Here is a 25,766-nt window from a genome sequence, read left to right as displayed (position 1 = left end):
AGCATAAACACCATGACTTCTTATTCAATTCCTTCAGAAACTTCTGCCAAAAATCTCCGGACTCGCAGTATCGATAATTCTTCGCTTGAAGTAGAGTCTAACGATTGGGAATCACAGATGGCACGATTGGTTGGCTTGGAACAAGAGCCTCCAACTGTTGTCGAACCAATAGAAGAAGATTCGGCTAGCTTAGAACCGCTACTATCTGAACCAGAAGCAGTTCAAACCAAGCAACCCTTATCATCTAACCCCTTCGCTAAATTAATCTTGGTGGGTAGCGCAACCTTGGCTGTAATTTTATTAGCTGGCGGGTTTTTATCCCAGATGATGAATATCGGCAATCAAAAGCCAGCAAAAAACTTAGTTTCCCCGGTAGCTCAATCACAACCAACAAATTTATCTCGCCAGCAAACTTTAGAGCAAGAAATAGAAACTCTCAAAACCAAGTTAGCTCTAGCTGAACAAGCACAAGCAGTAACGGCCGCGCAGCAAAATCTCAGAGCCGCCAAACCAGTTTCTCAGGTTGAAGAAGTTCAACAAACTCCACAACAATCTAGAGTGAGGCCAAGAGTGATACAGCCAACAACACCCCCAGCTGTGCGAACAGTTTACGTACCTCGAATAGTTAGAGTTGAGCGTGTCGTTCAAAGACCCGCACCTCAACTATCCCGTCCAGAAAACACTCTTGCTACTTTACCACCAGCACCCATACCACCAGCGCCTCAACCAGCATCTCAACCATCCCCACCTGACCCTCTTGATGAGTGGAAAAGGCTAGCAAAATTAGGTAGCTATGGTCAAGTTCAAGTAGCTGCCAATAATCAATCAAATAATGATGTCGTTACTTCTCCACCTGAGCTGAATAACAATGCGGCATCACAGACAATCAACCAGAATACGAATCCTACACCACAACCACCACAACAACAACAACCTTCTGTAGTTAGCCAAAATCAATCACAGAATCCGAAATCAGTAAAAGTAGGAACTAGTGCTAAAGCTGTGTTAGCAACAGCCATATTTGGGGAAACTACAAGATCAAGAAATAACGATAAAGACGAAAATAAAAACGTTTTTGTTGTGAAATTAAAAGAACCACTAAAAGCTGCGGATGGTGAAGTTGCTTTACCTGCAAATACAGAATTACTAACTCAAGTTAATGCCATTTCTGAACAAGGTTTGTTACAGCTAAATGTAGTCAAAATTATTGTGCAAGACCAAAAAGGTAATCTTACAGAAAGAAGTTTACCAACCAATGCAATTATTATTCGCGGTACTCAAGGCAAACCTCTCGTTGCAAATAAATTTCCTAATTCATCTGGCTCTATAGCAAGTATGGATGCAGGATTATTTGTTTTGGGAGGTATTGGTAAAGCCGCAGAGTTGTTTAATCGTCCTGATACCAGAGTAGAGTGTGGTCAGAATGGGGTTTATAACGATAACACTGATAATAACAATAATAACAATAACAATAATATTTACACTAGTTGTTTCCAGGTTACTGATAATAGACGCAACATTCCGGCAGGAGTTCTAGAAGGTGGTTTAAACTCTTTAATTCCCCAAATTTCGCAACGTAATCAGCAAGCGATCGCTCAAATGTCGCAACAAACCAATGTTTGGTTTCTCGCAGCTGGAAAAAATGTGGAAATATATGTTAATCAAACAATGCAGTTTTAAGATTTAGGCGAATTTGTGCGATCGCTCCCTATTCAATTATTTCTCAGGTTGCAGCCATGAAACATATTAATTCACCGAAAAAATATCTAGGTTATTCTCATTTATTTACTCTGACTTCCCTAGTTTTTTCTGGTGCAATGTTATTTTTGGCAGGTCGTGCTGTCGCTAATAATGCTGTTCTCCGTTCTATGTTTTCTTGTCAAGCACAGGGTTTAGGAGGAGCATTACCTACTATTAACGTATGGTATCAACAAGGTACAAATTTAAGTTTTCTGCCCTCTGGAGAAACTATTAAAAAAGTTTGGTTAAACGACCCATCCCAAGTAATTATGGACTTTGATGGGCCAATGTGTATGCAGTTCGGTCAAGACCGCAATATGAACTCAGGAGATTGTAAAAATTCAGCAGCAAATGTAATTCAACTCCGGCGAATAAAAAAAATAAATATCCCCGGATTGCCTGATATGGATAATACGCTTTTAACTGTAATTACTGAAGGGCAAGGTAAAACCAAACTCTATACATTTAGAATTTTGTATGAAGAATCTAACCCCGATTATCATACTCTAGCAATTTATGCTGATCCGCCTTCTGCTAATCCTACACCTTGCGTCAGAACTGCTAAATGAAAGGGAACTCTTAACAAGGAAATCAAGTTACTCAAAAGACAGTTATCAGTTATCAGCTATCAGTCAAAAGCTACTTTTAGCGCTTCTCGGTTGCATGGAATACACTCCAGAAATAAAAAAGGCTAGGAACTAGAGGCTAGGGGCTAGAGTATCGCTATAATCCTTAACCCAAAAGTATTGAATCTCATCCGACGATGTTTGGGGTTGATTTGCTCACTGTAGTCTATTCATCTGAAAAACGCTGTAATAACTATTCACTGTTATAGTAATCCGGTTTGATTCGGTGAATTTATTTGTGTAGGTAGGGAACAGGAAACAGGAAACAGGGAACAGTTAAGAAGGGATAGATATGTACTGAATCGTGTTCAAAAATCAAATAGGAGTCCTATAGCTGTTGGTAAAGAGGGGGTAAGTTTTCATCAATTAAGTATTTAATTGTCATGCAATCCCTCTTTGGGCTTTCAGCTGGCGCAGCCTTACAATATATTCGGGTGGATTTTCGTCTTGTTGTTTTAAAGACACACCAATTTGTGATGGAAGTAGGAATTAACCTTCCACTTTATAACTGTCGGGCTTACCTAGAATGTTAGGCGAAATAACTACATCCAAATTCAACCAACGTTCTCGTAAAACTCCAGCGAGTGCGCGTAAACCCCACGCTTCACTACGATGATGCCCAACAGCAATTACTCCCATTTGAGTCTCTTGTATTGCTCCTGTGGCTGGTTTGCGAAACTGTCCTGTTATGTATACATCAGCGTCACGGTCTGCTGCTTCACGTATCAATAAATCTGTCATCGCTCCAACGACAGCAACGCGTTTCACATCATTATTAGTTATTGGATAAACTTGCTCTTGTCCTCCAAAAACTTGAGTCACACAATTACATAAATGCTCAAACTTTTGGATTGGAATATTACCAATCATCCCGATTACTCTGTTTTCTTTTTCTCCTAACATTTCTAAATCAGAAATACTTAAGACTTGAGCCAATCGAGGATTAAAACTCATTGTTAAGCATTCATCAAATGGCAGATGATAAGAAATTATCCCCAATTCTGACGGAAGAGATTCTACTTCTAATTTCCACGGACGATGGATAAACAGTGCATCTAAACTTTGGGAAATTATCCATTCCTGTAAATTTGCGTTTGCTTCGAGAGCTAGTCCTAAACGTTTTACAGGATGTCTTGATGGTAAATATATGCCCCCTCTTTCGCTTTCAGAAAAGCGTTTCACATCAAAGAAGCTATTAAGAAATTCTACTATCTCTTCAATGAAAATGGAATTAGTTTTATAGTTCATCAATAATTTGCCATATTTTAGCCAGCCGTCTTGATCAAAGGTGGAACTGAAACGGAAGCATCTACTAACATAACAGATAGTATTTATTAAGGTTTAATAACAAACCTCACTTAACCTGACTCATTTTCCTATAACTCTGGGAAGATTGCTCAGAAACACTAATATTGGCGATTCTTAAAGAAAAATAAAGCTTACTTATGTCTAATTCAGCCCCACAGTTCTTTAAGTAACGGTATATTTGAGAATCTATAACCGCACAAATCCACTGTTTTTTGTTGAATCTATGAAGTCTTATTTAGCAGCCGCTATTCAAATGACCAGTGTGCCTGACCTACATAGAAATTTGGCACAGGCAGAAGAGTTAATTGATCTTGCTGTGCGTCGAGGTGCTGAATTGGTAGGTTTGCCAGAAAACTTTTCTTTTATGGGAGAAGAAAAAGACAAACTTGCTCAAGGGGAAATTATTGCCAATGAAAGTGAACAATTTCTCAAAAAAATGGCTCAGCGCTTTCAGGTTACGATCTTGGGCGGTAGTTTTCCAGTCCCAGTAGATAATACAGGCAAAGTCTATAACACTACCATACTCGTTGATCCTAGCGGTGAAGAACTCGCCCGTTACTACAAAGTACATCTATTTGATGTTAACGTCCCTGACGGCAACACCTATCGAGAATCTAGTACTGTGATGGCTGGTAAGCAACTACCATCGGTGTACTTCTCCGAAAAACTAGGTAGTATAGGTCTTTCTGTTTGCTACGATGTCCGCTTTCCGGAATTATACCGACATCTATCAGATAAAGGAGCCGATATCATATTTGTGCCTGCGGCCTTTACTGCCTTCACTGGCAAAGACCACTGGCAAGTATTACTCCAAGCAAGAGCCATTGAAAATACCTCTTATATCATTGCTCCCGCCCAAACAGGCACTCATTATGACCGTCGCCAAACCCACGGACACGCAATGATTATTGACCCTTGGGGTGTAATTTTAGCTGATGCTGGCGAAAAACCGGGAATTGCGATCGCAGAAATTAATCCTTCGCGTTTAGAGCAAGTTCGCCGTCAAATGCCTTCATTGCAACATCGGGTGTTTAGTTGAGCATGGGGCAAGAAGAAGAAGAATTGGGGCAGGGGGCAGGGCGCAAGGGGGATAAAGAAAAATTACCTCTTTCTCCTTGTCTCCCTGCTCCCTGCTCCCTTGCTTCTTCTGCTCCCTTCACTGTGTCTTGTTTTCTAAAGTTTCCAATAAACTTTTCAACATCAAATAAGACGAGGTAGCTCCTGGATCTTGATGTCCCATGCTGCGTTCCCCTAAGTAACTAGCTCGTCCTTTTTTAGCCAGCATTGGTATGGTGTTTTGCAATCCTTCTTGGGCTGCTGCTATAGCTTGTTGCATTGCTGGCAATATCACCTTATTCGTTCCTACAGCTTGCCCAAAAGCCACTACAGCAGGAGATAACACATCCACCATTGTCTTATCTCCCAGTTGCGCTTTACCACGTTGCAGTACGCCGTCTAAGCCAGCCTGAAGCATCTCTAGTAAATCTTGTGCAGTTAATTCAGACTTGCCAGCGACTACTGTACTGGCTCGAAGAAAAAATGTACCGTATAGAGGGCCGCTTGCACCACCAATACTAGAAATCAGAGTCATACTTACCGTTTTTAAAATGTTACCGATGTCTTGCTCTGTAACATTCGGTAACTGGGCGATCGCTTTTTTAAAACCACGATCCATGTTGATACCATGATCAGCATCACCAATGACTGCGTCTAATTCAGTTAAGTATTCCTTATTTTTTTCTATTTCAGTTGTAAATGCCTGTAACCATTGCAATATCTGCTCTTTATCCACAATTTTGTCTGCCTCCAGCTAGCTTTGATGTGATTACTGATATGGCCAGCTTATAAAAAATTAGAAAGTATACGCATTTTCTCTGATAAATTGGAAGTATTAAGTTCATCCCGCCCCTTGAAGAGGTAGGATTTAGCGTCAGTGATCAGTGGTCAGTAGCCAGTTGTATTTGCTATTGACTACTGACTACTGACACCGGACAATGGCAGGGCGATGGTCGCTGAGCGTCTCGCCTTGACTTGTACTGAGCGTAGCCGAAATAGCGCAGTTAAAAGGAGCCGAAGTGCTATCACGGACACTCCTTGAAGAAGTGGGCTTCCCGCCACCTTTGGTGAAGTATATAGTAATTAAGTAGTCAATTTAGCCGAGAGAAGATTCAGTTGGTGTTGCCTTCTCAAAAGTCAATTTTAAAACAACTCACTCCTACACTCATAGTAGCTACCTTAGCTACTTCTTGCGTTAACTATAACAACAACAATAGTCAAAACCAGCTTGTACTTGCACAAACAAACCAAAACTTACAAGAAAATATTGTATTTCCTAAAAGTGCAGCAGTGATTGATGTGACTGCATCAGAATATGGAGCTAAGCCCAACGATGGCAAAGATGATACAAAAGCGATTCAAAAGGCACTGAGTCAATTTCCCAGTGGAGGGCGGATTATTTATTTGCCCAATGGTACATATAACATTTCTGATTCTCTACATTGGCCGCCTGGAAGAATTTCTGCCAGTGACTACAAGCGGACTATACTGCAAGGACAAAGCCAAGATGGCGTAACTATTCAATTAAACGATTCTTCTGCCAAATTTCAAGATCCAAAAAAGCCTCGACCATTAATATCTACAGGGTTTGATCCCGACTTAAATCCAAATGCGAAAGCATTCAGTGCGAGTAAAAAAGCTCAACGTTTTGCTAACTCAGTCAGAAATCTGACTATTAATATAGGAAAGAAAAATCCAGGAGCAGAAGGACTCAATTTTATTGCCAATAATTTAGGATCTGTGCGGAGCGTCAAGATTATTTCTCCTGACGGCCAAGGAACAACTGGTCTGGCATTAACACATGGTGAAGTTGGCCCATTGTTAGTGGAGAATGTTGAGGTTGTAGGATTCGATTACGGAATACGTACCAATAATGTGATTGCTGGGATCACGATGCAGAACATCACAGTTCGCAATCAAAATAGGGCTGGTATCTTCAATCGTGGGCAAATAATGAGTCTGGAAAATCTTTATAGTCTTAATTCTGTACCAGCAATTATTAATGGTAGCGATCAAAGTTCAGGTTATCAAACTGGAGGTATGTTGACACTATTAAATGCTCGTCTTGTTGGTAGTGGTAATGCTAAAAAAGTACCTGCAATTTCTTCTACAGGCTTTATTTATGCTCGAAATATATCAGGTGCAGGTTACAAAAATGTGCTTTCAAGTAAAGCACGAAATGCAGTTGGTAACATTTCAGGAACTACAATTAATGAATATACTTCTCGCCCCATAATTGCCGAATTTCCTGCATCTAGTAAATCAAAAGAGTTATCGAAAGAGTCTCTGCAACTGCCGATTAGGCAATTTCCTCAACTACCTTGGGATGATCCCAAAGCATGGGTTAGTGTTGAGAAGTTTGGAGCCAAACCAAATGACAAAAAGGATGATACTGCTGCTTTTCAAGCAGCAATTGATTCTGGTGCTACAACCGTAGTCGTACCAAGAAGGGGGAACTTTACTATCAATGGAACATTGCGACTGAGAAAAAACCTGCGAAGATTTATCGGAACTCAGGGATGGATTGAGGGTAAAGGAGAAATAGTCGCAGACAAAGGATCTCAACCAACTCTGATAATTGAGAATTTTTACATCAGGCGTGGCTCTCAAGTTAATTGGAGGAGCGTTGCTGACCGTACTGTTGTCTTTCGTAGTATTGAAAACTTCGATTTTGAAAGTACAGGATCTGGTGATCTCTTCATCGATGATGTGACAACGGATAAAGTTAGATTCCTCAATTCAGATCAAAGTATTTGGACTCGACAGCTAAATGTTGAAGGATCAACGACAACTAATGTCGTCAATAATGGTGCTAAGCTTTGGATTCTCGGTTTTAAGACAGAACAAGGTAAAACCAAAATTGAAACTAGTAATGGTGGTTTTACAGAACTTCTGGGTGCATTAATTTTTTCTAATGGCATTAAAAAACAGGAACCAATTTTCCGCATTATTAATGCTGCTTCTAGTTTTGCTGGTGTTGGTGAAGCCCATTTTAATGGAGCTAGCTTTCAAACTTGGGTTGAAGAAACACGCCAAGGTATTACTCGAAAGCTCAACCGCAATGAAATTCCTGCGAGGACGGCTGCAAACGGACGAGCTTTAGTACTGTATAAAGGGTTTGAATAACTCCCGAAATTGTCAAAAAGCAGGGGAGCAAAGGGCAGTGAACAGTGAACAGTTAACAATGAAAACTGATAACTGGTAACTGATAATTGTCTATGCCCCATGCCCTGCCTCTTATCAAAACTAAATTTAGATATAGCGGTTTTCTTTTAAATATACCACTCTAGCCCCTAGCCCCTAGTTCCTAGCCCCTTTTCCTGACTGGAGTGTATTGCATACAATCGAGAAACGCTATATTTTGTACATTCATTTCAGGGATAATTCTTTTATACAGCAGCGGTAACGGAGAACTGTTGATGACATCTCCAGAAATGGTTACATGGCTACAAGAACGCACGGCTTTAGGTATTCTCTCACCTGAGGTTTTAAATGCGATCGCTCAAGTTATCGAAGAACAAGTTGTACCAGCTGATAAAACTCTAGTTGATGAAGGTACTTCCCCAGAAGCCCTTTATGTTCTTCATGCAGGTCAACTCGAAAGCGATACTACCAATAAAAACGACCCGGCTTTAGCTTGTGGGTTTCTTCCTGGAGCAGTAATTCACCTCAAAGAATTACTGCTGGATGAATTAGCTGCTTGCACAATTACTACTGTCACAGAATGTAATTTATGGGTTGTATCTAATTCACAATTTAAGGCATTAGTCAACCAATATCCTGAAATTACTCAAGCTTTTTCTCGGCAATTGGCGCAAGAATTGGCGCAGGTGACATCGGCTCTGGGTTATGAACAAGAGCGTTCTGTAGCTTTGCGACCGTATTTAGTCCCCAAAGCTCAACGGGGAATTGTCGGTACGAGTCGCTATGCTGTGCGTTTGCGTGAGCAAATTAGAGAAGCAGCTAATGAGCGCCAATCTGTGGAGATTTTTGGGGAACCAGGACTAGAAAAAGATAATATAGCTGCTTTAATTCACTTTGGTTCTGCTAAACGACGAGAACCAATTATTAAAGTTGATTGTAGGATTCTCCAAACTAGTGGTGCAGATTTATTTGGCCGCGCTGGGGGTAAACCAGGACTACTGCAATGGCTAGATGAAGGAACTATTGTTTTCAACAATATCCAAGAACTACCCCCAGAGTTATTACCTGCTGTCACACAGTTACTGCAAACGAATACATACAATCCTGTTTCTCGTCCTGGAGAGCCACCTGCTGAACCTCAGCATAACAAAGCCCGTATTCTCATTGTTTCGGAACAGACACAGCCAATAATTGAACGCTCTGTCGGTCGTGTGATTAAAGTACCACCAATCCGAGTACGAAAAGCTGATATTCAAGCACAAGTAGAATATTACATCAGTCTTTATATTCGAGCTAAAGGGATCGCTAAACCGCATATAGCCCCAGAAGCTGTACGTCGCTTACAGTCTTATGATTTTCCTGGTAATCTCAAGGAATTAAAAAATCTCGTAGAACGGGCGATTGTCCAAGCGGAAGATACCAGCGTACTCACAGAAGAAATCTTCTGGCCAGCCGAAACGAAGAAAAAGCGATTTCGGGTAAATCTGTTAAATACTTATCCCCGTTTACGGCGATTTTTACGTAGTGATTGGTGGCCGGATCGCATTAATTATGGCTTTACTGTTGCGGCTTTTGCGATCTTAGTAGGAGTATTATTTATTGGTCCTCAAACACGCGATCGCAATTTTGCTTTAAATTTATTTTGGGCTTGGTGGTGGCCTTTTTTCCTGTTTCTTTTTCCTTTCTTAGGTCGGGTATGGTGTTCGGTCTGTCCCTTCATGATTTACGGTGAAATTACGCAAAAACTCTCCTTGTGGTTGTTTCCCAGACAACTCAAGCGTTGGCCAAGAGAACAAGCTGAAAAATGGGGCGGATGGTTTTTATTTGGTTTGTTTACTCTAATTTTCCTGTGGGAAGAACTTTGGGATTTAGAAAATACAGCCTACCTGAGCGCTTGTTTGCTGCTATTAATCACCGCTGGGGCAATGATTTTTTCTGCCATCTTTGAACGGCGGTTTTGGTGTCGCTATCTCTGTCCGATTGGCGGCATGAATGGTTTATTTGCCAAACTTTCAATGACTGAACTGAGGGCGCAGCAAGGCATTTGTTCGGCAACTTGTACTACATATCAATGTTATAAAGGTGGTCCTCAAAAAGGTGAAGGTATGGAAACTAACGGTTGTCCGTTATACTCTCACCCTGCCCAATTAGAAGATAACCGAGACTGTGTACTGTGCATGACTTGTCTGAAAGCCTGTCCTCATCGTTCCGTCGAGTTCAATTTACGTCCCCCTGGCATCGAACTGTGGACAACTCATGTTCCTCGCACTTATGAAGTGGCGTTGTTATTTTTGCTCTTGGGTGGAGTATATCTGCATCGCTTGAGTGAGTTGCAATCTTGGTTGGGGTTGCAACTGAATTTAACTTCGTTTTGGCAACACTTAGGATTTTCGCTGCTGGCTTTAACTATCCCAGTTCTTGTTACCTTTGTAGCTTATGGTTTGATATATCTGTTCAATTTTCAGCGTCAGCTTCGACCATTTGTTGAACTTGCCTATGGCTATCTCCCCTTAGTATTAGGAGGTAACTTAGCTCACTATCTACGTTTGGGGTTGAGCGAAGGTGGACGGATTTTGCCTGTAAGTTTGGCTACTTTTGGTTTAAATGGTGAACAATTGCCAATCTTAGTAGCTCACCCCGCTGTAATTGACTTTTTGCAAGGTGCTACTCTGATTTTTTCTGTGCTGTTAACGATAGTATTAACCCAAAAAATTGCCCGCCAACCATTTAGAGTAATGTTCTGGCAATATCTAGCTGCTATCGTTCTGGGAGCTAGTATGTGGGCGATAATTGTGGTTTAAGCTTCCAAAAGGCAGGGGGCAGGAGGTAAAACTATTGCCATTCCTAGCATTCATGCTTTTAAAATGTCCTAACCTATGTGGCTACGGCTATAAAATTGTTCCCTGCAATGCACTAAGTTTCGACTACGCGGCAATCGAGCGAAGTCGAGATTCAACTACCGCGTAGCCGAAGTGTTCCCTGTTCCCTGTTCTCTATTGCCTACCCTCACCAAAGGACTTTCTCAACAAGCCCTAAGTACTTAAGTATAAAATTTCAGACTAAGTTTTTTAAAAAAATGTAGTTGACATAACATTTATCTAGTGGAAAATACACTATTCATTGAAGAACTGATCATGTTATCTCCTAGTATCAAGCAACAATTGTGGCTTTAGAAGCCTGATCCATCTAAATATTTAAAATTCGGAGGCTAGTACTTGTATTTTCTGTAAAAAATCTGCCAAGTTGTCCTAAATTTATTAATTTTGAAAAGTATCCTGGTATATATTTTAGGAACAAGAAGGTAGAGTATAGGTCTAACTAAGTATATATTGCGTAAGTCTCCATGTTCCGACAAACTGCTTTTGGCATCGCTTTAAGTACGCTTGTCCTTGCCACGGGATTAATGAATGCTCCTGTACCAAGTCACAGTTCAACCAAACAAGCCACTGACGATCAACCGTTATCGATTCCTTCAAATCAGGTTGCAGCATCGACTACTGTTTTTCAAACAACTGCTTTAGAAAAATCAGTTTTTGACCAAATTAATCGATATCGGGCTTCTAAAAAACTGCCAAAGTTGAAACTAAATGCAAATATTACTCGACAGGCAAGGATTCATAGTCAAAATATGGCTAGAGGTAAAGTCCCATTTAGCCATCAGGGATTTGAACTTAGGGTCAAAGCTATTCCCCTGCACTACAACAGTGCAGCAGAAAATGTCGCTTTTAATCAAGGGTACACTAATCCCGCTAGTCAAGCTGTTATTGGTTGGCTGGAAAGTCCTGGACATTTAAAGAACCTGAGAGGGAATTACAACCTCACTGGGATTGGCGTTGCTGCCAATCAGCAAGGCGAAGTTTACCTCACGCAAATTTTTGTTCATACTAGTACAGCGCGGCGGAAATAACTAAACAGTAAAAAATAAACGAGTAGATTTTATGCCTATTTGTATTAAATAAATTTAATTGCTGATTTTTTGCACAATAATAATGTAGTGTTTAACGGTAAATTTATCTGGAAGACACTGCATTTATTGTTGAGTGATTCATGAGATTACAAGATTTTCAGGTTAGCGATCGCGATCTTAGTGATGCTGCCCTTAGCGAATATTTAGAATCCGAAGCGATCGCGGTTGATACCGAAACTATGGGTTTGTTACCCCAACGCGATCGCTTGTGTCTTGTCCAGTTATGCAACCTTGAAGGTAAGGTAACGGTGATTCGTATAGCCAGAGGTCAAACGAATGCCCCCAATCTCAAAAAACTCCTAGAAGCGGCAAATGTGGTGAAGGTATTCCACTTTGCTCGTTTTGACGTTGCGACTTTACGCCATTACCTAATTATCAAAGTTCAGCCAATTTTTTGTACCAAAATTGCTAGTAAGCTAGCCCGCACTTACACTAATCGCCACGGACTCAAGGATGTGGTGCAAGAATTAACACAAGTAGAATTAGATAAAAGCGCTCAAAGTTCTGATTGGGGTAACGCTGCTAATTTATCTGAGGCTCAACTTAGTTATGCTGCCAATGATGTCCGCTACTTACTTACTGTTCGGCAAAAGCTCATTGAAATGCTGCAACGAGAAGATCGTTGGGAACTTGCTCAAGAATGCTTTCAAGTTCTGCCAACGATAGTTTCCTTAGATTTACTGCAATTTAAGGATTTATTTGAACACTGAAGTCAATGATCGTTAGTCAAATAACTTTAATGTTTGTTTTTTGTATTTCGACTATTATTCGTCTTTCTGCTGATTTTCTGGCTGATTTTCTGTTTTTAATCCCACATTAGATTCGTTTGTGGGTTCTTGTGTAGTTGCGGGAGTTGGTGATTGTGTAGTGCTTTGTGTCGGCGTACTCACTGCCTTTTGTTGATTTTCTTGGTGATTTTGCATCCGAGCTACAACATTGTAATCATCCGCACCTGCGGGAGTCATAGCTTCAACTATACCTTCTGTTGGGCCTCCAATGGCCTTCCATGCTGCCAAACCGCCTTTGAGTTCAGATACATGTTTAAACCCAGCAGCACGCAAACTTTGTACGCCTTGGGCTGTTTCTTCATCGCTAGCACCATAAATGTAGATGTCACGGCTCTTTTCTAAAGATGACGAAGCTCTATCTACCAAATCTTCCATTGGCATGGGCATCGCACCCATAATGTGACCTTCATTGTAGGTCATGCGATCGCGTATATCCAATATTGTAAAAGCCGGTTCGCCCCATTCCAATCTAGACTTAAGTGCATAAGCATCAGACTGACCCTCAATTGGTGGCTGTGAGGGAATGATATTGTTTAGCACATTGTTATTCATTTAAGCTTTACCTAACTTGTTGCATTAGTAGCAACTTAACGAATTATATAAATACAATTTATCTTTCTCTGGTATGAATATTTCAAAATATCTCTTATGGTAGATAAGCATCATACTGAAATTTTTAATAGTTAATTAGCAGTCAAAATAATTTATGTTTAACTTTAAAAATTTGATATGCAAAATATATCTTAAATATAACAATATTAGTGTTTAATATGGCAATTGGCTAATAATAACGTTTCCTCAATTTCTTGGCGTATTAATGGAGTTATATTTACTGCACAATTTAGACAATCCACTAATAACTTATTAGCGTCGTAATATTGATGTAGCAGTTCTATTTGCTGTTGATTAAACTGCCAATCATGACCGATATTACGATATTTAATGATTCCATTTCTGAGCTTTTGACCCCAAAGTTGACCATTAGTCTGCCACCATTCTCTAAAATTATGGGAATTATGATCTGTCTGAGGTAGTTCTTTTTTAAGATTGTGTAAAACTTGCTTAAATTCAGATTCTGATAATAATTCCAGAGCTTCATTAAAAGCAATGCTTAGAGCATGGACATGATCAATAAAAATAGCATTTTTGAGACTATGCTTCAAAGCAAAATTCAGCTCACTAACACAGGTAAGAGTACTAGTTAAAAACTCATCAAGGGCAAGGTCAGGGTTAAAAGCTATATCGCCAAGTAGGGCACATTCCAAGCTATAGTTAGGAGTATGAATAAAAGAACGAAGCTGACAACAAGAACTAAGGTTGTCTTTTCTTGTCACAACACCAGCAGAATAAACGAAGCTATGCCTACAAGCCTGTACAAGGCGTTCTCTCAAATAATTATCCTGCGGAGTCCTTCCAACGCAAACCAAGTAAAAAGCGCGAATAGCTACTGCTTTGTAGTGAGTAGAGACTGAACCTGATTTTTGATACAGCCAAATGAGAAAGTCTTGTATTTTAACTTCAGCAGATACTAACGAATCAATTTTGTGTTTCATTAACCATAAGATTTCATCAGTTTTAGGCAACATGCTCACGGTTAAGAACAATATATAATGCCAGTGTTTTTTAGTTATTTGATTTACGAGATTTTCCCCAAAGTTTAATTGGTGATTTTCAACAATATTTTTAGCAGTAAAATACTCATGCAATGTCAAGTGAGAAAAAGAGTAAACTCCTCTTGCTCGTTCTACCAAAAAACCATGCTGGACTTCAATTTCTTTCAGCAAAACTTCACTTAAGTCTGTATTGTTATTGCCAAAGTTGCCTAAATAATCAGCAATTATATGTTGAATTTTCTCTTGCTCAAAAAATAAATTACCTTGTTCAAAAGTAATAGCAGCAATATGATACAATAGTTGTTTCTTTGCTGCGATAGTTAAATTATGGTATGCCTGCACTCGTTTAATACCTTTCACTTCGTCCCATCTAGTTAGCAGGATATTTAATATCTGCTCATATAACTTAGTTTGATTAAATGGAAATCCAGCTTTCTCTTGAAACACCAAGCAAATTAAATGCAAAAATAGCGGTGTTACAGCCAATTCTCGAATTTGCTGATTTTCTGAGAGGTTCAATTGATGAATAAATAAATTTCCTGTAGCTTCCCCGTCTTCTCTTGACTTGTGCGCGACAGCAAAAAACCAGTTTTTCACAAAAACTTCGACTTGTTCATAGTTAAAATCTGCGACCTCAACTTCTGTAAATCCTGGAAATTTGTATTGTTGAGCAGCAATTCGGCAGCTCATAACAAACTGATTTTTATAGTAATATTGTGTAAATCTGCGTAGTTCTCTAGTAACTTTATCTGCCTGAGAAGATGGCACTTCATCTAATCCATCTAGCAAAACCAACGCTTTACCTTGAGCTAGTATGGTTGTAGTTGATTCTTCGTCAATCCCACAGCTGAGAAATTCCTGGCTGATAAATTTCAATAAATTGAATTCATTCTCACTTTTAGCATCCTCAGCAAATTCTTTTAGTCTGATAAATATTGCTATAAGATGCGGTTGAAATTTACCTTGATTACACTCAATTGCTAGATGCTGTAAAAATGTGGTTTTGCCTGAACCTGGCTTACCTAGCATCATTAACTTTGAGTATCGCAATGCAGCTTCTAATCCTGGTAAACTTCTTGGCTGCTTATCTCCTCCGAGTCGATTGAAGTTTAAGTCGGGGTTAAAATCTTTTAATAGTTCTGAAATCTCTAGCCATTTTTGGCTGGTTATTTCTTCTAAGATATTTATGTTAGTGTAAATGTCACTCAATAAAATTGGCTGAGCAATATCCAGCATTTGTAGAGTACTGCATTGGTCATGGATTTTATCTTGACGTTTTTGGCGTAGTTCATATACTAATTTATCAGTATCAATACTATCAGTACGTACTTTAGCGCCCACCTGAAATGCAATATTTTCAGGTAAACCAGCGACTTTTTGCCAAGATAGTCCTAGTTGTTGGCAAATTTGCACAAAACAATTACGAGAAACTGGTTCACCTGCAAAAAACTTAGACACTGGTTGACGTGTAATACCTAAAGATACTGCTAATTTATGCTGACTTAGGGTTTTATCAGTTAAAGCTATTTTTGCTGTTCTGATGCCTTCTGGTGATGCTCTTAGTCCTTGGCTGGTCATATTCCGAATAGTATACTTATGCTTTTTTACAGTCAATATTATGGATGTACGTAGATGCAATCCGGAAAAATGCCTTATAGTCTTACATAGAAGGTATTCCCTTTGAGTAATTTGAGAGTCAAATATATTACAGAAGTTATAATAACCAAGAGGGAAAAAGGCTTAGCCGTTCGCTGAAACGTTCTCTAGGGGTACGGTTCAAGGGCAAAGCTCAGCAAAGTTTATTTGTAGATAAGAGAATATACCCAAAATAAAGTTTTTGTTAACCCAGAAGACTTAAAATCATACCACTAAATACCAAAGACATACCAAATTCAAACAAAACTCATACATTTGGTATGCATTAGTATAGCTGAAGTTTTCATAAATTTAATAGAAAATTAAATATGGCTAAGTAATACAGTGACAATGTCTGGCGACAAGCTGCTTTACGTCTACGTAATAAACCAGGGTAGGCGTAAATAAATCTCCCAAAAAGTGCGTGCAACAAGATGTTCTAAGAGTGGCTTCTCAATAAATATATCTACCCACAGCGAATCGCCAGATCAACAATAGGCTAAAACGTTATGGTTATGCTTTCTGCTACAAATCCCAAAATTCTTGTTGTGGATGACGATTTCAGTGTCCGTAATCTTATATATCGCTTTTTAAGTCGAAAATATCAAATAGAGTCTGCCGCAGATGGTAAAACTGCTCTTTCATTGTTTGATAACTTCGATCCAGCTTTGGTAATTTTAGATTGGAATTTGCCAGATACAAACGGTTATCACCTTTGCCAAGAAATGCAAAGTCGGACTAATGTTTTAGTGATGATTTTGACTGGACGGACTGACGAAGCTGATAAAATTAAAATTCTTGCTGCTGGTGCTGATGACTTTATGACTAAGCCTTTTAGTCTGGCAGAAGTGGAAGTCCGCATACAAGCACTCTTGAGACGCATACGCACTATCAACCCTTCTCCAACACAGCGCCTCGTTTTTAAGCAGCTAGCAATTAATCCCGATGGTCGGGAAGTCACACTTAATAATAAGCCTTTAGCTTTAACAGCTTTGGAGTTTAATATCTTGCATTTTTTGGCAAGTCATCCTGGACAAGCTTGGAGTCGTCCACAGCTAATTCAAAAAATCTGGGGTTGCGAATATGTGGGAGATGGCCGGGTAGTTGATGTGCATATTGGTCAACTTCGCAAGAAGATGGAAGTTGATACTAGTGTACCTGAGTTTATTAAAACCGTTCGAGGTTATGGTTACAAGTTTGAACTGCCGGAATAAAGCACGGGTTAAATTTAGTAAAACTCTGCGTCTGTCTGGGTTTAAAAATACTACTTTTTTAACACAGAGAAGCGTTAAGGTTTAATGGAAGTAGAAGTTACCAAAGAAAGAGACAGAGTATCAGCACACCCACATTTGCATATTTTGGCAATGGTGCAACCTTCTTATTTCAGTCATGGCTACCTTTCTCATGCTAAATGGGTCGCATTGTGGCAAAAGTGCTTACGGATTGATTACCAACCCATTACTCATATTAGCGCGATCGCAAAACACCATGACCCGACGCTGCTGATTCCAGAAATTCTCAAGTATTAGGTGAAAGAATCAGATTTGGTAGCTGATAAAGAATGGTTTTTAGAATTAACCCGTCAGCTGCATAAAATCAGAGCGATCGCAGTTGGAGGTATACTCAGGCAGTATATGCGTGAATTAGAAGAGAAAAACCAAGACCTCATTAATGAAAGTGAACAGACAGATGAGGTTGACGAGGGGAGTTTATTTGCCAGATGGGAGCGCAAATTACACAAGTTCAAAATAGAAGAATAATTATTTTTCCTATGAATTTACTATTGTCCCTCCAGCCTCAAAAATCTGTTGTGCCGTTAAATTCAAATCTGGAAATACTAAGGACTGAATACGCTCATCTCCTCGAAATTTATTAATTTGATACTCGCCTTCGTCTAAACAGCAAACCAAAATAGTAGGTTGTTTGGGCTTACCAATAAACTCTCTACCGCCTAAAGCAGCATAATCAACAATCCAGTACTCAGGAATCCCCATTTCCTCATAGTCAGCGTATTTTTTATGATAATCATCCCGCCAATTAGTACTCACCACCTCAACCACTAAAGGAATAGATGCTGCTTGAATAACAGTTGATTTTTGTTTCCACAGAGGTTCATTTACTAAATTGGGGCGATTTAACAACAGCACATCTGGCGAGTAAGCAGATTCACGTTGAGGTGGTTTAACTAATACTGTCTTGGGTATGCCATACGGCAGACTGAGGCGACTATATTCTAAAGTGATTTTTGTCGCTAAAAATGTGACAATCTCTTCATGGTCGCCTGTTGGTTGTGGCATTTCGACTACTTCTCCATCATGGAGTTCATAATGCTTTCCTGATTTGTCTGGATATTTAGCAGCAAATTCTTCAAATGTAAATATTTTGGGTAAGGCTTGAGTCACGGTTTAATTCCTCAAAGCAAAATTGAAATGAGCTTGAAATAATAAAAAGTTCTAATTTATTGCAGCTATTCTTTGACTAACCAATTCAGCGGCCAATTCTATCGCTGCTTTCATACTTGTAGCATCAGCAATTCCTTTACCTGCAATATCAAACGCGGTTCCGTGGTCTGGGGAAGTCCGCACAAAAGGTAGACCAATAGAAGTATTAACTGCACGATCAAATGCCATCAGCTTCACAGGAATTAAGCCTTGGTCATGGTAAAGTGCTAAATAAGCATCAGCTGGATTCTGCACAGAAGAATTACCATACCAAGCTTGACCCGGCTTCACCCACATTGTATCTGGTGGTATTGGCCCATCTAGCTGTAAATTGGGGCGGTTTTGCCGTTCTTGTTCCAACCAGGGAATTAACCAATCTTGTTCTTCTGTTCCCAATTGTCCCTGTTCGCCACTGTGGGGATTTAAACCTGCGATCGCAATTCTCCCTTTAATTATCCCAAAATCTGTTTCTAAACACTCCACCAGCAAATCTAATTTTTGAGTGAGCAACTGCGGTGTTAATGTGTCTGCTACTTGACATAAGGGAATATGTGTGGTAACAAGCAAAATCCGAAGTGTCCAGTTAGTATGAGGCGATCGCGCTACAAATAACATGCCGAAGCGATCAACACTAGACTTTTGGGCTAAAAGTTCTGTTTGTCCTGGATAATTATAGCCTGCGGCCTTCCAAGCAGATTTAGCGATGGGGGCTGTAACGATGCCATCAAATTTACCAGCTAGTGTGTGAGCGATCGCATATTCCATATAAGCAAAACTAGCCGCACCACTGGCTGCATTACCTGTACCAATCATAATTTGATCGGCAATCTCTTTATTTAATGGCACATCAATAATCTGCAACTGGTCTGGATTTGCTAAAGTTGTTGAATTTAGCTGATTATAAGTTTGTATTAGTAAATCTTTATTCCCGATAATTGTTACATCATACTTTTGACTAATTTCAAAGTCTGCTAAAGCTTTCAAAATCACTTCTGGGCCAATTCCGGCTGGGTCTCCCAACGTTAATGCTAAACGCAGAGGATTTTTGAGATGAGACTTTAATATTTGATTTGGGTTGAGTTGATGCATAGATTGCAGGGAACAGGAAATAGGGAACAGGGAACAGACTTGACCCAATTTTTGGAGACGTTACGCTTAGCTTGCTTCTTTGCAACAGGTACGACTGTACTCGGCTGTACATTTAATTACAGCATATTAGTATTTTCAGACTGTTCTTATCTACCGATAATAGGGATTGACCGTAAAACTGGTTTAGAATTGTTTACACAGGTTTAATCCAAAGTTAGCTGTTGTAGAGCTTCAGGTAAGCCTTAAGTGTACCTAAGTCTGTCTAATGTACTTGGTCAAATCCTGGTTCGTAGGACTAGTGAAGGTTAGACTTGAGCAATCAAGTTTAGTCAAACAGCCCAAAAAACAGGAAATCTAAAGGGCGACCTTTAGAATTATCGTAAATTATCTATTCGCAAAGGAGAATCACGCTCATGGGTGGCGAAATTTTAAATGCAGCTCTATTGTCTTTTGGTTTAATCTTCGTGGGCTGGGCTTTGGGTGCTTTATTGTTAAAAATTCAGGGAGCAGAGGAATAATCCTCTACCTCACAACTAACTACAAAAGACGGAAGGCTTGCTTGTGTTGGGAAAATAGCGTGTCCGGAAAACGGACAACGCTTTTTCCGTCAGTCTCTGTGTATCAATTAAGTTGATTAAAAATAATGTAAACTTTTGTTTACAGAGATAATTCTGTTAAGATTCTTCTCATAAAACTTAAAAATTTATTACGACCTTCATGACATTATTAATCGTCGGTGCTACTGGCACCTTAGGAAGACAAGTGGCTCGTCGGGCTATCGATGAGGGGTATAAGGTACGCTGTCTTGTCCGGAGTACCAAAAAAGCTGCTTTTCTAAAAGAATGGGGTGCAGAACTAGTCCGGGGAGATTTGTGTGATCCTCAAACCCTACCAGAAGCATTAGAAGGTGTAAACGCAGTCATCGACGCTGCAACCTCTCGCGCTACGGATTCACTGACCATAAAACAGGTAGATTGGGAAGGTCAGGTAGCATTGATTCAAGCAGCAAAAGCTGCAAACGTAGAACGTTTTATCTTCTTTTCTATTCTTGATGCCGAGAAGTACCCAGAAGTACCCCTGATGGAAATTAAACGTTGTACAGAACTCTTTTTAGCTGAATCTGGATTAAACTACACCATCATAAAATTAGCTGGGTTTATGCAAGGGTTAATCGGTCAATACGGCATACCGATTTTAGAAAATCAACCAGTTTGGGTAACTGGTAACTCTTCACCCATCGCCTATATGGACACTCAAGACATTGCAAAATTTGCGATTCGAGCTTTGAGTGTGCCAGAAACTGAAAAACAAGCTTTCCCTGTTGTTGGTACTCGTGCTTGGAGTGCTGAGGAAATTATTAGTCTGTGTGAGCGTTTATCTGCCAAAGAAGCCAGAGTTACACGGATGCCAATCAACCTCCTGCGTACCGTGCGCCGCGTCATCCGGTTTTTTCAGTGGGGTTGGAATGTAGCAGATAGGCTAGAATTTACAGAAGTTTTGGCAAGTGGTAGACCTTTAAACGCCTCAATGGATGAGACATACAAAGTCTTTGGATTAGACCCCCAACAAACCACTACTCTAGAAAGTTACCTGCAAGAGTACTTTAGCCGAATTATGAAAAAGCTGAAGGAATTAGACTACGAGAAAAATAAAACCAAAAAAGATAAATCGAAAAAGGCTGCATTTAAGCAGTCATCAAAGGCTAATAGTCAATAGTCCGTGGTTAACATCACCAATTTTTGGACTTTAAACTTGAGACTAATGACTATGTTGTCCAAAATATGTCACGATTACTAAGACAGAGCATCGCCCAAAACTTGGATATTTAAGTGTGCCGAAAGCAGGCATTATCTATAATGACGTAAAACCGATAGCGGGTCGTGTCGCTATCGAGTTGAAAGACAAGCTAACCGCTGCCGGTTGGAATGTATGTATTACATCGAGTATCGGTGGCATACTTGGCTACTCTAATCCGGAGAGTCCTGTATGTCACACCCCAATTGATGGTTTGACACCCCCTGGTTTTGACTCAGACATGGAATTTGCAGTTGTATTGGGGGGAGATGGCACTGTTTTGGCAGCATCGCGTCAGGTTGCCCCTTGTGGTATTCCCCTACTAACGGTGAATACTGGTCACATGGGTTTTTTAACGGAAGCTTACCTAAATCAATTGCCCCAAGCAATAGAGCAGGTGATGACAGGTAAGTATGAAATTGAAGAACGAGCCATGCTCACAGTCAAAGTGCTGCGGGGAGACTCGGTACTGTGGGAGGCTCTTTGCTTAAATGAAATGGTGTTACATCGAGAGCCATTGACCTCTATGTGCCATTTTGAAATTGCCGTAGGGCATCATGCACCAGTAGATATTGCCGCCGATGGTGTGATTGTTTCTACGCCAACTGGTTCTACCGCTTATTCTTTAAGTGCTGGTGGTCCAGTAGTTACCCCTGGTGTACCCGTGTTACAACTAGTACCTATTTGTCCCCATTCTTTGGCTTCGCGGGCATTAGTATTTCCGGATACAGAACCTGTCAATATTTACCCAGTTAATATCCCTCGGTTAGTGATGGTGGTAGATGGCAATGGTGGATGCTACATTTTCCCAGAGGATCGGGTATATTTAGAGCGATCGCCATATAGTGTCAAGTTCATTCGTCTACAACCAACAGAGTTTTTCCGGATTTTGCGGGAGAAGTTAGGCTGGGGTCTGCCACATATTGCTAAACCAACTTCGGTAGAATTACCTTAATTAGTAGTTGTTCGCTCATTTTCGCTGAACAGAAGGTTATTTAAGAATAGCTACCGTTTTGTGTAGACTGAGTTTTTCGAGGCAGGCTAGTATGCATACTATAATTACACCTGAAAAAATCGAACTGCCACCAGGCGCGGTGTTAAAACTTTTGGGAGACTGGCAAGACTATCAAGCACTAACTCAGCAACTAGGCGATCGCGCCTCGCCTCGCATTAAATATCGACCTGGAGAGATATTACTAATGTCACCCTTACCAGAGCATGGAAGAGATGCGAGCTTGCTGGGATTGATAGTAACAGTTTTACTCGATCACTTAAACCGCACATACGACTCATTTACACCCATCACGATGAGTTTGCCTCTTGTTAGCGGCATTGAGCCTGACTATTGCTTTTACATTCAAAATTGGAGATCCGCAGTAGGTAAGAAGCGTATCGACTGGCTCAATGACCCTCCACCCGATTTAGTAATTGAAGTAGATGTTACTAGTTATACTAGTATTGATGACTATCTACCTTATAAAGTGCCAGAGATTTGGCTGTTAAAGAGTAAGCAGCTATTAATTTATAGATTGCAGGGTGAAAATTACGTAATTACAGAAAGCAGCTATTTTCCTAACGTTTCAGAAATTGTCCAGCAATGCCTCCAAATTGCCAACGAGCAAACAACAAGTGAGGCTATTAGGTGGTTAAGGAGATTTTTGCGTGGGGAACTTACGCATTGAGTCAATTAAGGCTGAATCAAAAATTATCGCATATTTCGAGCAGAGGCGATCGCAACCTACAAAGATATTGAGTAAGGTAATCTGTGCGTGGAATTATTGTGGTTTCCACTGAGCAACGGCAGCAAACAAACTCGAACTTGGAACTAGTAGCTTTCGACCGTTCGCTGCCACGCAGTGTTAGCTGGCAACGCTACTTCAGACACTGAAATCCTCGTTCACCCTTCAATTTGCCATCGAAGCTCACGGTTTCTGTGCAACCCGCCTGTTGAGATACTGCCCCAATCAGGTAATCAGAAAAATCAGCTTTACCCTGCTTATATCGCTGTAGAGCTTGGTCAACTGTCGAGCGATTTTCAAATTCAAAGGCTGCACTATGCAACATAGCCTCTAGCACATTAATAATCTCGTCTTTAAGAAAGCCATAGTTTATATCATGTCCGGCTTATTAGTTATGAATCCCGCGTCTGTGCAAAAACCTGAAAACTCTTTCTCCCTCTGCTCCCTGCTCCCTGCCCCCTGCGGTCTTAATGAGAAGTCTTTAACCGGACATGGTATTACTCCTCTAAGCACCCAAACCATTTCACACAAAACGATATTGGTGATAAAGCAAGGCTGATTCTTTTGAATTACCATAACAGCTTGTTGCCATTGCTGCTCATTATCTTTAGTGAGGTATCGAACCAAGACATTGGTATCAAGTCCAATCATTCGCACCTTCAGAGATGGCTGTTTCCATATCCTCAAAGGAGGTTGGTGGGATGCCTGGTCGATGGAGAATACCAGATAGGGTTTCTACGGCAACGTTGAGAGGGAAGATTTTGACTTGACCGTCCTCGTCAATCACAAACTCAACTTGGCTACCGCTCACTAACTTAAGATGCTGCCGAATTTCTTCAGGTAGAGTAATTTGTCCGGTCTTTGTGACTGTTGTAACTGGCATAGGCACAATAGCTAAAGGTGAATCTTTACGCCCATATTGACCAAACTAACACAGCACTTCTCGAACCTGGCCTTATGTAGCACCCATAACTCGCATTGGAGCAATTGTGAGCTAATGCTTTGTCTTACCAATTGGGAAATTCCTTCCAGATTACTAGTACAGGAATGGAATTTGGAATTAGTGATTAAAATTGCATCTAAAAATTTGATGGCTGATACCTAAACCTGCTAAAAGAAATTTGAGGCAGCATATTAACTTAGGATTTATCCATCGACAAAAACTTGTAATTACACTTCTAGCTGATGTCCAGAATTATCTGAAACATCTGCACTGTCCAAAATCCAATATCCCAAATTGTTATGACACTTGCTCACAGTCCTTGTGTTTTAGTGATTGAAACCGATGATAGCTTGGCAAATCAGCTGTCTTTTGATTTGCAAGAGGCTGGTTATGATGCGATTTTGGCTCATGATGCAGCCAGCGGTTTACAACACTGTCGCGATCGCCAACCTGCTTTAATTGTTTTAGACCGAATGCTTGCAGGTGAATCAGGACTTTCATTGTGCAAAAATCTCAGAAGTACTGGTATGCGATCGCCTGTGCTAATTTTAATGGCCAGAGATACAATTGATGATCGTGTGGCTTGTCTAGAAGCTGGGGCTGATGATTACATCCTCAAGCCATACCGTCCCGAAGACTTTTTAAAGTTGATTCGTCTTTATTTAAAACCTGATATCGAGACAACCGAACAGTTACGTTTTGGAGAACTAATTTTAGATCTAGCAACTCGCCGCGCCATACATAACGGTAGGCCGATTGACTTAACAATGAAAGAATTTGAACTATTAAAGTTTTTAATGGAACATCCCCGTGAAGTCTTAACCCGCGAACAAATTTTAGAGAATGTCTGGGGTTACGATTTTATGGGTGAGTCGAATGTGATTGAAGTGTATATTCGCTACTTACGTCTGAAAATCGAAGAAGAAGGACAAAAGCGTCTGATTCAAACGGTTCGAGGTGTAGGGTACGTTTTAAGAGAATCTTAACAAGCTCATGACAGGAGCAGCAAAAGCTACACAACAAAATTCCTGGCTCCCACCACTGAAAAGGTGGGAGTTTTAATTTTATTTTTTATAAGTCTTTTAACTTTTGAGTTTTAAACTTTGACTTCCGCGCAGCGGTACTAGCCCCTAGTCCCTAGTCCCTATTCCCTTTTCCTAGTAAAATTACTCACTCATACTTGCCAAGTTCACCAAGAAAACAACTAAAAATCATAGGCTTTCTGGCTTAAATTCTGTAAAATCGAAATCTAAATTACAAAACCCCAAACTATATGATACGTTGGCTAAGCTTAATTCCAATATTGCTGGGTATTTTGCTCATGGGCTGTTCGATGCAGACAACAGCCAAACCTCCGACACCAACTCCAAGCCCTACCAGTCAAACAGCAGCACCCACAGGACAAACACTACCAATTTCAGCCAAAGCCATTGTTCCTAATAACACAACAATTCAGTTAGAAGTGGCAAAGACTCAAGAACAGCAAGAAAAAGGATTAATGTATCGGCCAGCTTTACCAGATAATCGGGGGATGCTATTTAAGTTTCCCTCTCCACAACCCGTTAGATTTTGGATGAAAAATGTGCCAGTGCCTCTGGATATGGTATTTTTACAAAATGGAGTGGTAATGTATGTAGAAACTTCTGCACCTCCCTGTACTGGAGATCCTTGTCCTACTTATGGGCCTAATGTACCTGTTGATACGGTCATTGAACTGCGATCTGGACGAGCCGCTGAACTAAATTTGCAGCAAGGCGATCGCGTCAAAATTGAATTTTAAATATCAGTGGCTTTGCAAAGACCAGTATTTAGGTAGTTTCCCCTGTAAGAACCGATAAAATTTGTTTCATAATGTTTGTGTAAAAAATACATCAAGTATGTGT

General features: G+C 40.2%; 22 protein-coding genes and 2 pseudogenes. 15 read left to right on the top strand and 9 right to left on the bottom strand.

All coding sequences use genetic code 11. From position 1 onward, the window contains the following. Nucleotides 1–12 precede the first annotated feature (12 nt). Together QI031_RS08165 and QI031_RS08160 are read left to right on the top strand one after the other, a co-directional pair. On the top strand, nt 13–1,680 hold the full coding sequence (locus tag QI031_RS08165) for a TrbI/VirB10 family protein (RefSeq protein ID WP_281484686.1): 1,668 nt from the start codon (nt 13–15) through the stop codon (nt 1,678–1,680). Nucleotides 1,681–1,736: 56 nt separating this feature from the next. Then, complete coding sequence (locus QI031_RS08160; protein WP_281484685.1) at nt 1,737–2,309, top strand: hypothetical protein; 573 nt, start codon at nt 1,737–1,739, stop codon at nt 2,307–2,309. 546 nt (nt 2,310–2,855) lie between these two features. Here the strand turns inward: QI031_RS08160 and QI031_RS08155 are convergent. Beyond that, nucleotides 2,856–3,614, bottom strand: a complete 759-nt coding sequence (locus QI031_RS08155) for a Nif3-like dinuclear metal center hexameric protein (RefSeq protein ID WP_281484684.1) — start codon at nt 3,612–3,614, stop codon at nt 2,856–2,858. Between the two features lie 283 nt (nt 3,615–3,897). Between QI031_RS08155 and QI031_RS08150 the strand changes: the two genes are divergently transcribed. After that, the gene (locus QI031_RS08150) at nt 3,898–4,713 is read left to right on the top strand and encodes a carbon-nitrogen hydrolase family protein (protein WP_281484683.1); all 816 of its coding nucleotides are present in this window, start codon (nt 3,898–3,900) and stop codon (nt 4,711–4,713) included. Between the two features lie 117 nt (nt 4,714–4,830). On the opposite strand, the gene dhaL is transcribed toward QI031_RS08150, so the two are convergent. Further along, on the bottom strand, nt 4,831–5,469 hold the full coding sequence (dhaL, locus tag QI031_RS08145; protein ID WP_281485960.1) for a dihydroxyacetone kinase subunit DhaL: 639 nt from the start codon (nt 5,467–5,469) through the stop codon (nt 4,831–4,833). Between the two features lie 380 nt (nt 5,470–5,849). On the opposite strand from dhaL, the gene QI031_RS08140 reads away from it, so the two are divergent. From QI031_RS08140 to QI031_RS08125, 4 genes are all read left to right on the top strand, one after another. Continuing rightward, a complete protein-coding gene (locus QI031_RS08140; RefSeq protein WP_281484681.1) occupies nt 5,850–7,856 on the top strand; it encodes a glycosyl hydrolase family 28-related protein in 2,007 nt (668 codons plus the stop codon). 293 nt (nt 7,857–8,149) lie between these two features. After that, a complete protein-coding gene (locus tag QI031_RS08135; protein ID WP_281484680.1) occupies nt 8,150–10,675 on the top strand; it encodes an AAA-type ATPase lid domain-containing protein in 2,526 nt (841 codons plus the stop codon). Nucleotides 10,676–11,217: 542 nt separating this feature from the next. Then, on the top strand, nt 11,218–11,781 hold the full coding sequence (locus QI031_RS08130; protein WP_281484679.1) for a CAP domain-containing protein: 564 nt from the start codon (nt 11,218–11,220) through the stop codon (nt 11,779–11,781). Nucleotides 11,782–11,921: 140 nt separating this feature from the next. Continuing rightward, on the top strand, nt 11,922–12,551 hold the full coding sequence (locus QI031_RS08125; protein WP_281484678.1) for a ribonuclease H-like domain-containing protein: 630 nt from the start codon (nt 11,922–11,924) through the stop codon (nt 12,549–12,551). A gap of 177 nt (nt 12,552–12,728) precedes the next feature. Here QI031_RS08125 and QI031_RS08120 read toward each other — a convergent pair. Both QI031_RS08120 and QI031_RS08115 read right to left on the bottom strand, forming a co-directional pair. Beyond that, a pseudogene (locus QI031_RS08120) lies at nt 12,729–13,181 on the bottom strand (rhodanese-like domain-containing protein); the annotation flags it as partial. A 206-nt stretch (nt 13,182–13,387) separates the two neighbouring features. Further along, entirely contained in the window at nt 13,388–15,820 is a 2,433-nt protein-coding gene (locus QI031_RS08115; RefSeq protein WP_281484677.1) for an NACHT domain-containing protein, read from the bottom strand. A 566-nt stretch (nt 15,821–16,386) separates the two neighbouring features. Between QI031_RS08115 and QI031_RS08110 the strand changes: the two genes are divergently transcribed. Further along, nucleotides 16,387–17,091: a response regulator transcription factor gene (locus QI031_RS08110; protein WP_281484676.1), complete on the top strand. Its 705-nt coding sequence runs from the start codon at nt 16,387–16,389 to the stop codon at nt 17,089–17,091. Between the two features lie 84 nt (nt 17,092–17,175). Then, nucleotides 17,176–17,637, top strand: a pseudogene (locus tag QI031_RS08105) (protein rep). A gap of 9 nt (nt 17,638–17,646) precedes the next feature. Here QI031_RS08105 and QI031_RS08100 read toward each other — a convergent pair. After that, a complete protein-coding gene (locus tag QI031_RS08100; RefSeq protein ID WP_281484675.1) occupies nt 17,647–18,279 on the bottom strand; it encodes a Uma2 family endonuclease in 633 nt (210 codons plus the stop codon). A gap of 51 nt (nt 18,280–18,330) precedes the next feature. Then, the gene (gene pdxA, locus QI031_RS08095) at nt 18,331–19,407 is read right to left on the bottom strand and encodes a 4-hydroxythreonine-4-phosphate dehydrogenase PdxA (RefSeq protein WP_281484674.1); all 1,077 of its coding nucleotides are present in this window, start codon (nt 19,405–19,407) and stop codon (nt 18,331–18,333) included. A 413-nt stretch (nt 19,408–19,820) separates the two neighbouring features. On the opposite strand from pdxA, the gene petM reads away from it, so the two are divergent. The 4 genes from petM (at nt 19,821) to QI031_RS08075 (ending at nt 22,883) form a co-directional block, all read left to right on the top strand. Continuing rightward, nucleotides 19,821–19,925 (top strand): cytochrome b6-f complex subunit PetM, encoded by a 105-nt coding sequence (gene petM / locus QI031_RS08090; RefSeq protein ID WP_006199111.1) that lies wholly within the window; start codon nt 19,821–19,823, stop codon nt 19,923–19,925. Nucleotides 19,926–20,124: 199 nt separating this feature from the next. Continuing rightward, nucleotides 20,125–21,123 (top strand): SDR family oxidoreductase, encoded by a 999-nt coding sequence (locus QI031_RS08085; RefSeq protein ID WP_281484673.1) that lies wholly within the window; start codon nt 20,125–20,127, stop codon nt 21,121–21,123. A gap of 115 nt (nt 21,124–21,238) precedes the next feature. Then, complete coding sequence (locus QI031_RS08080) at nt 21,239–22,156, top strand: NAD(+) kinase (protein ID WP_281484672.1); 918 nt, start codon at nt 21,239–21,241, stop codon at nt 22,154–22,156. Between the two features lie 91 nt (nt 22,157–22,247). Then, a complete protein-coding gene (locus QI031_RS08075; RefSeq protein ID WP_281484671.1) occupies nt 22,248–22,883 on the top strand; it encodes a Uma2 family endonuclease in 636 nt (211 codons plus the stop codon). 190 nt (nt 22,884–23,073) lie between these two features. On the opposite strand, the gene QI031_RS08070 is transcribed toward QI031_RS08075, so the two are convergent. From QI031_RS08070 to QI031_RS08060, 3 genes are read right to left on the bottom strand one after another with little or no spacing between them, the layout of a single operon-like run. Beyond that, the gene (locus QI031_RS08070; protein ID WP_281484670.1) at nt 23,074–23,265 is read right to left on the bottom strand and encodes a hypothetical protein; all 192 of its coding nucleotides are present in this window, start codon (nt 23,263–23,265) and stop codon (nt 23,074–23,076) included. A gap of 44 nt (nt 23,266–23,309) precedes the next feature. After that, nucleotides 23,310–23,591, bottom strand: coding sequence for a type II toxin-antitoxin system VapC family toxin (locus QI031_RS31555; protein WP_343217846.1), 282 nt, complete (start codon nt 23,589–23,591; stop codon nt 23,310–23,312). Continuing rightward, on the bottom strand, nt 23,578–23,823 hold the full coding sequence (locus QI031_RS08060) for an AbrB/MazE/SpoVT family DNA-binding domain-containing protein (protein ID WP_281484669.1): 246 nt from the start codon (nt 23,821–23,823) through the stop codon (nt 23,578–23,580). Before QI031_RS08060 ends, QI031_RS31555 begins: the two co-directional genes overlap by 14 nt. A 359-nt stretch (nt 23,824–24,182) precedes the next feature. On the opposite strand from QI031_RS08060, the gene nblR reads away from it, so the two are divergent. Both nblR and QI031_RS08050 read left to right on the top strand, forming a co-directional pair. Beyond that, on the top strand, nt 24,183–24,869 hold the full coding sequence (nblR, locus tag QI031_RS08055) for a response regulator transcription factor NblR (protein WP_281484668.1): 687 nt from the start codon (nt 24,183–24,185) through the stop codon (nt 24,867–24,869). 287 nt (nt 24,870–25,156) lie between these two features. After that, nucleotides 25,157–25,663, top strand: coding sequence for a DUF192 domain-containing protein (locus QI031_RS08050; protein WP_281484667.1), 507 nt, complete (start codon nt 25,157–25,159; stop codon nt 25,661–25,663). Nucleotides 25,664–25,766 lie beyond the last annotated feature (103 nt).

Origin of the sequence: Halotia branconii CENA392 (assembly GCF_029953635.1) — a bacterium.
GTDB classification, from domain to species: Bacteria; Cyanobacteriota; Cyanobacteriia; order Cyanobacteriales; family Nostocaceae; genus Halotia; species Halotia branconii.
Note: the sequence above shows the minus strand (reverse complement) of the source record. Positions and strands in the feature narration are given on the sequence as shown.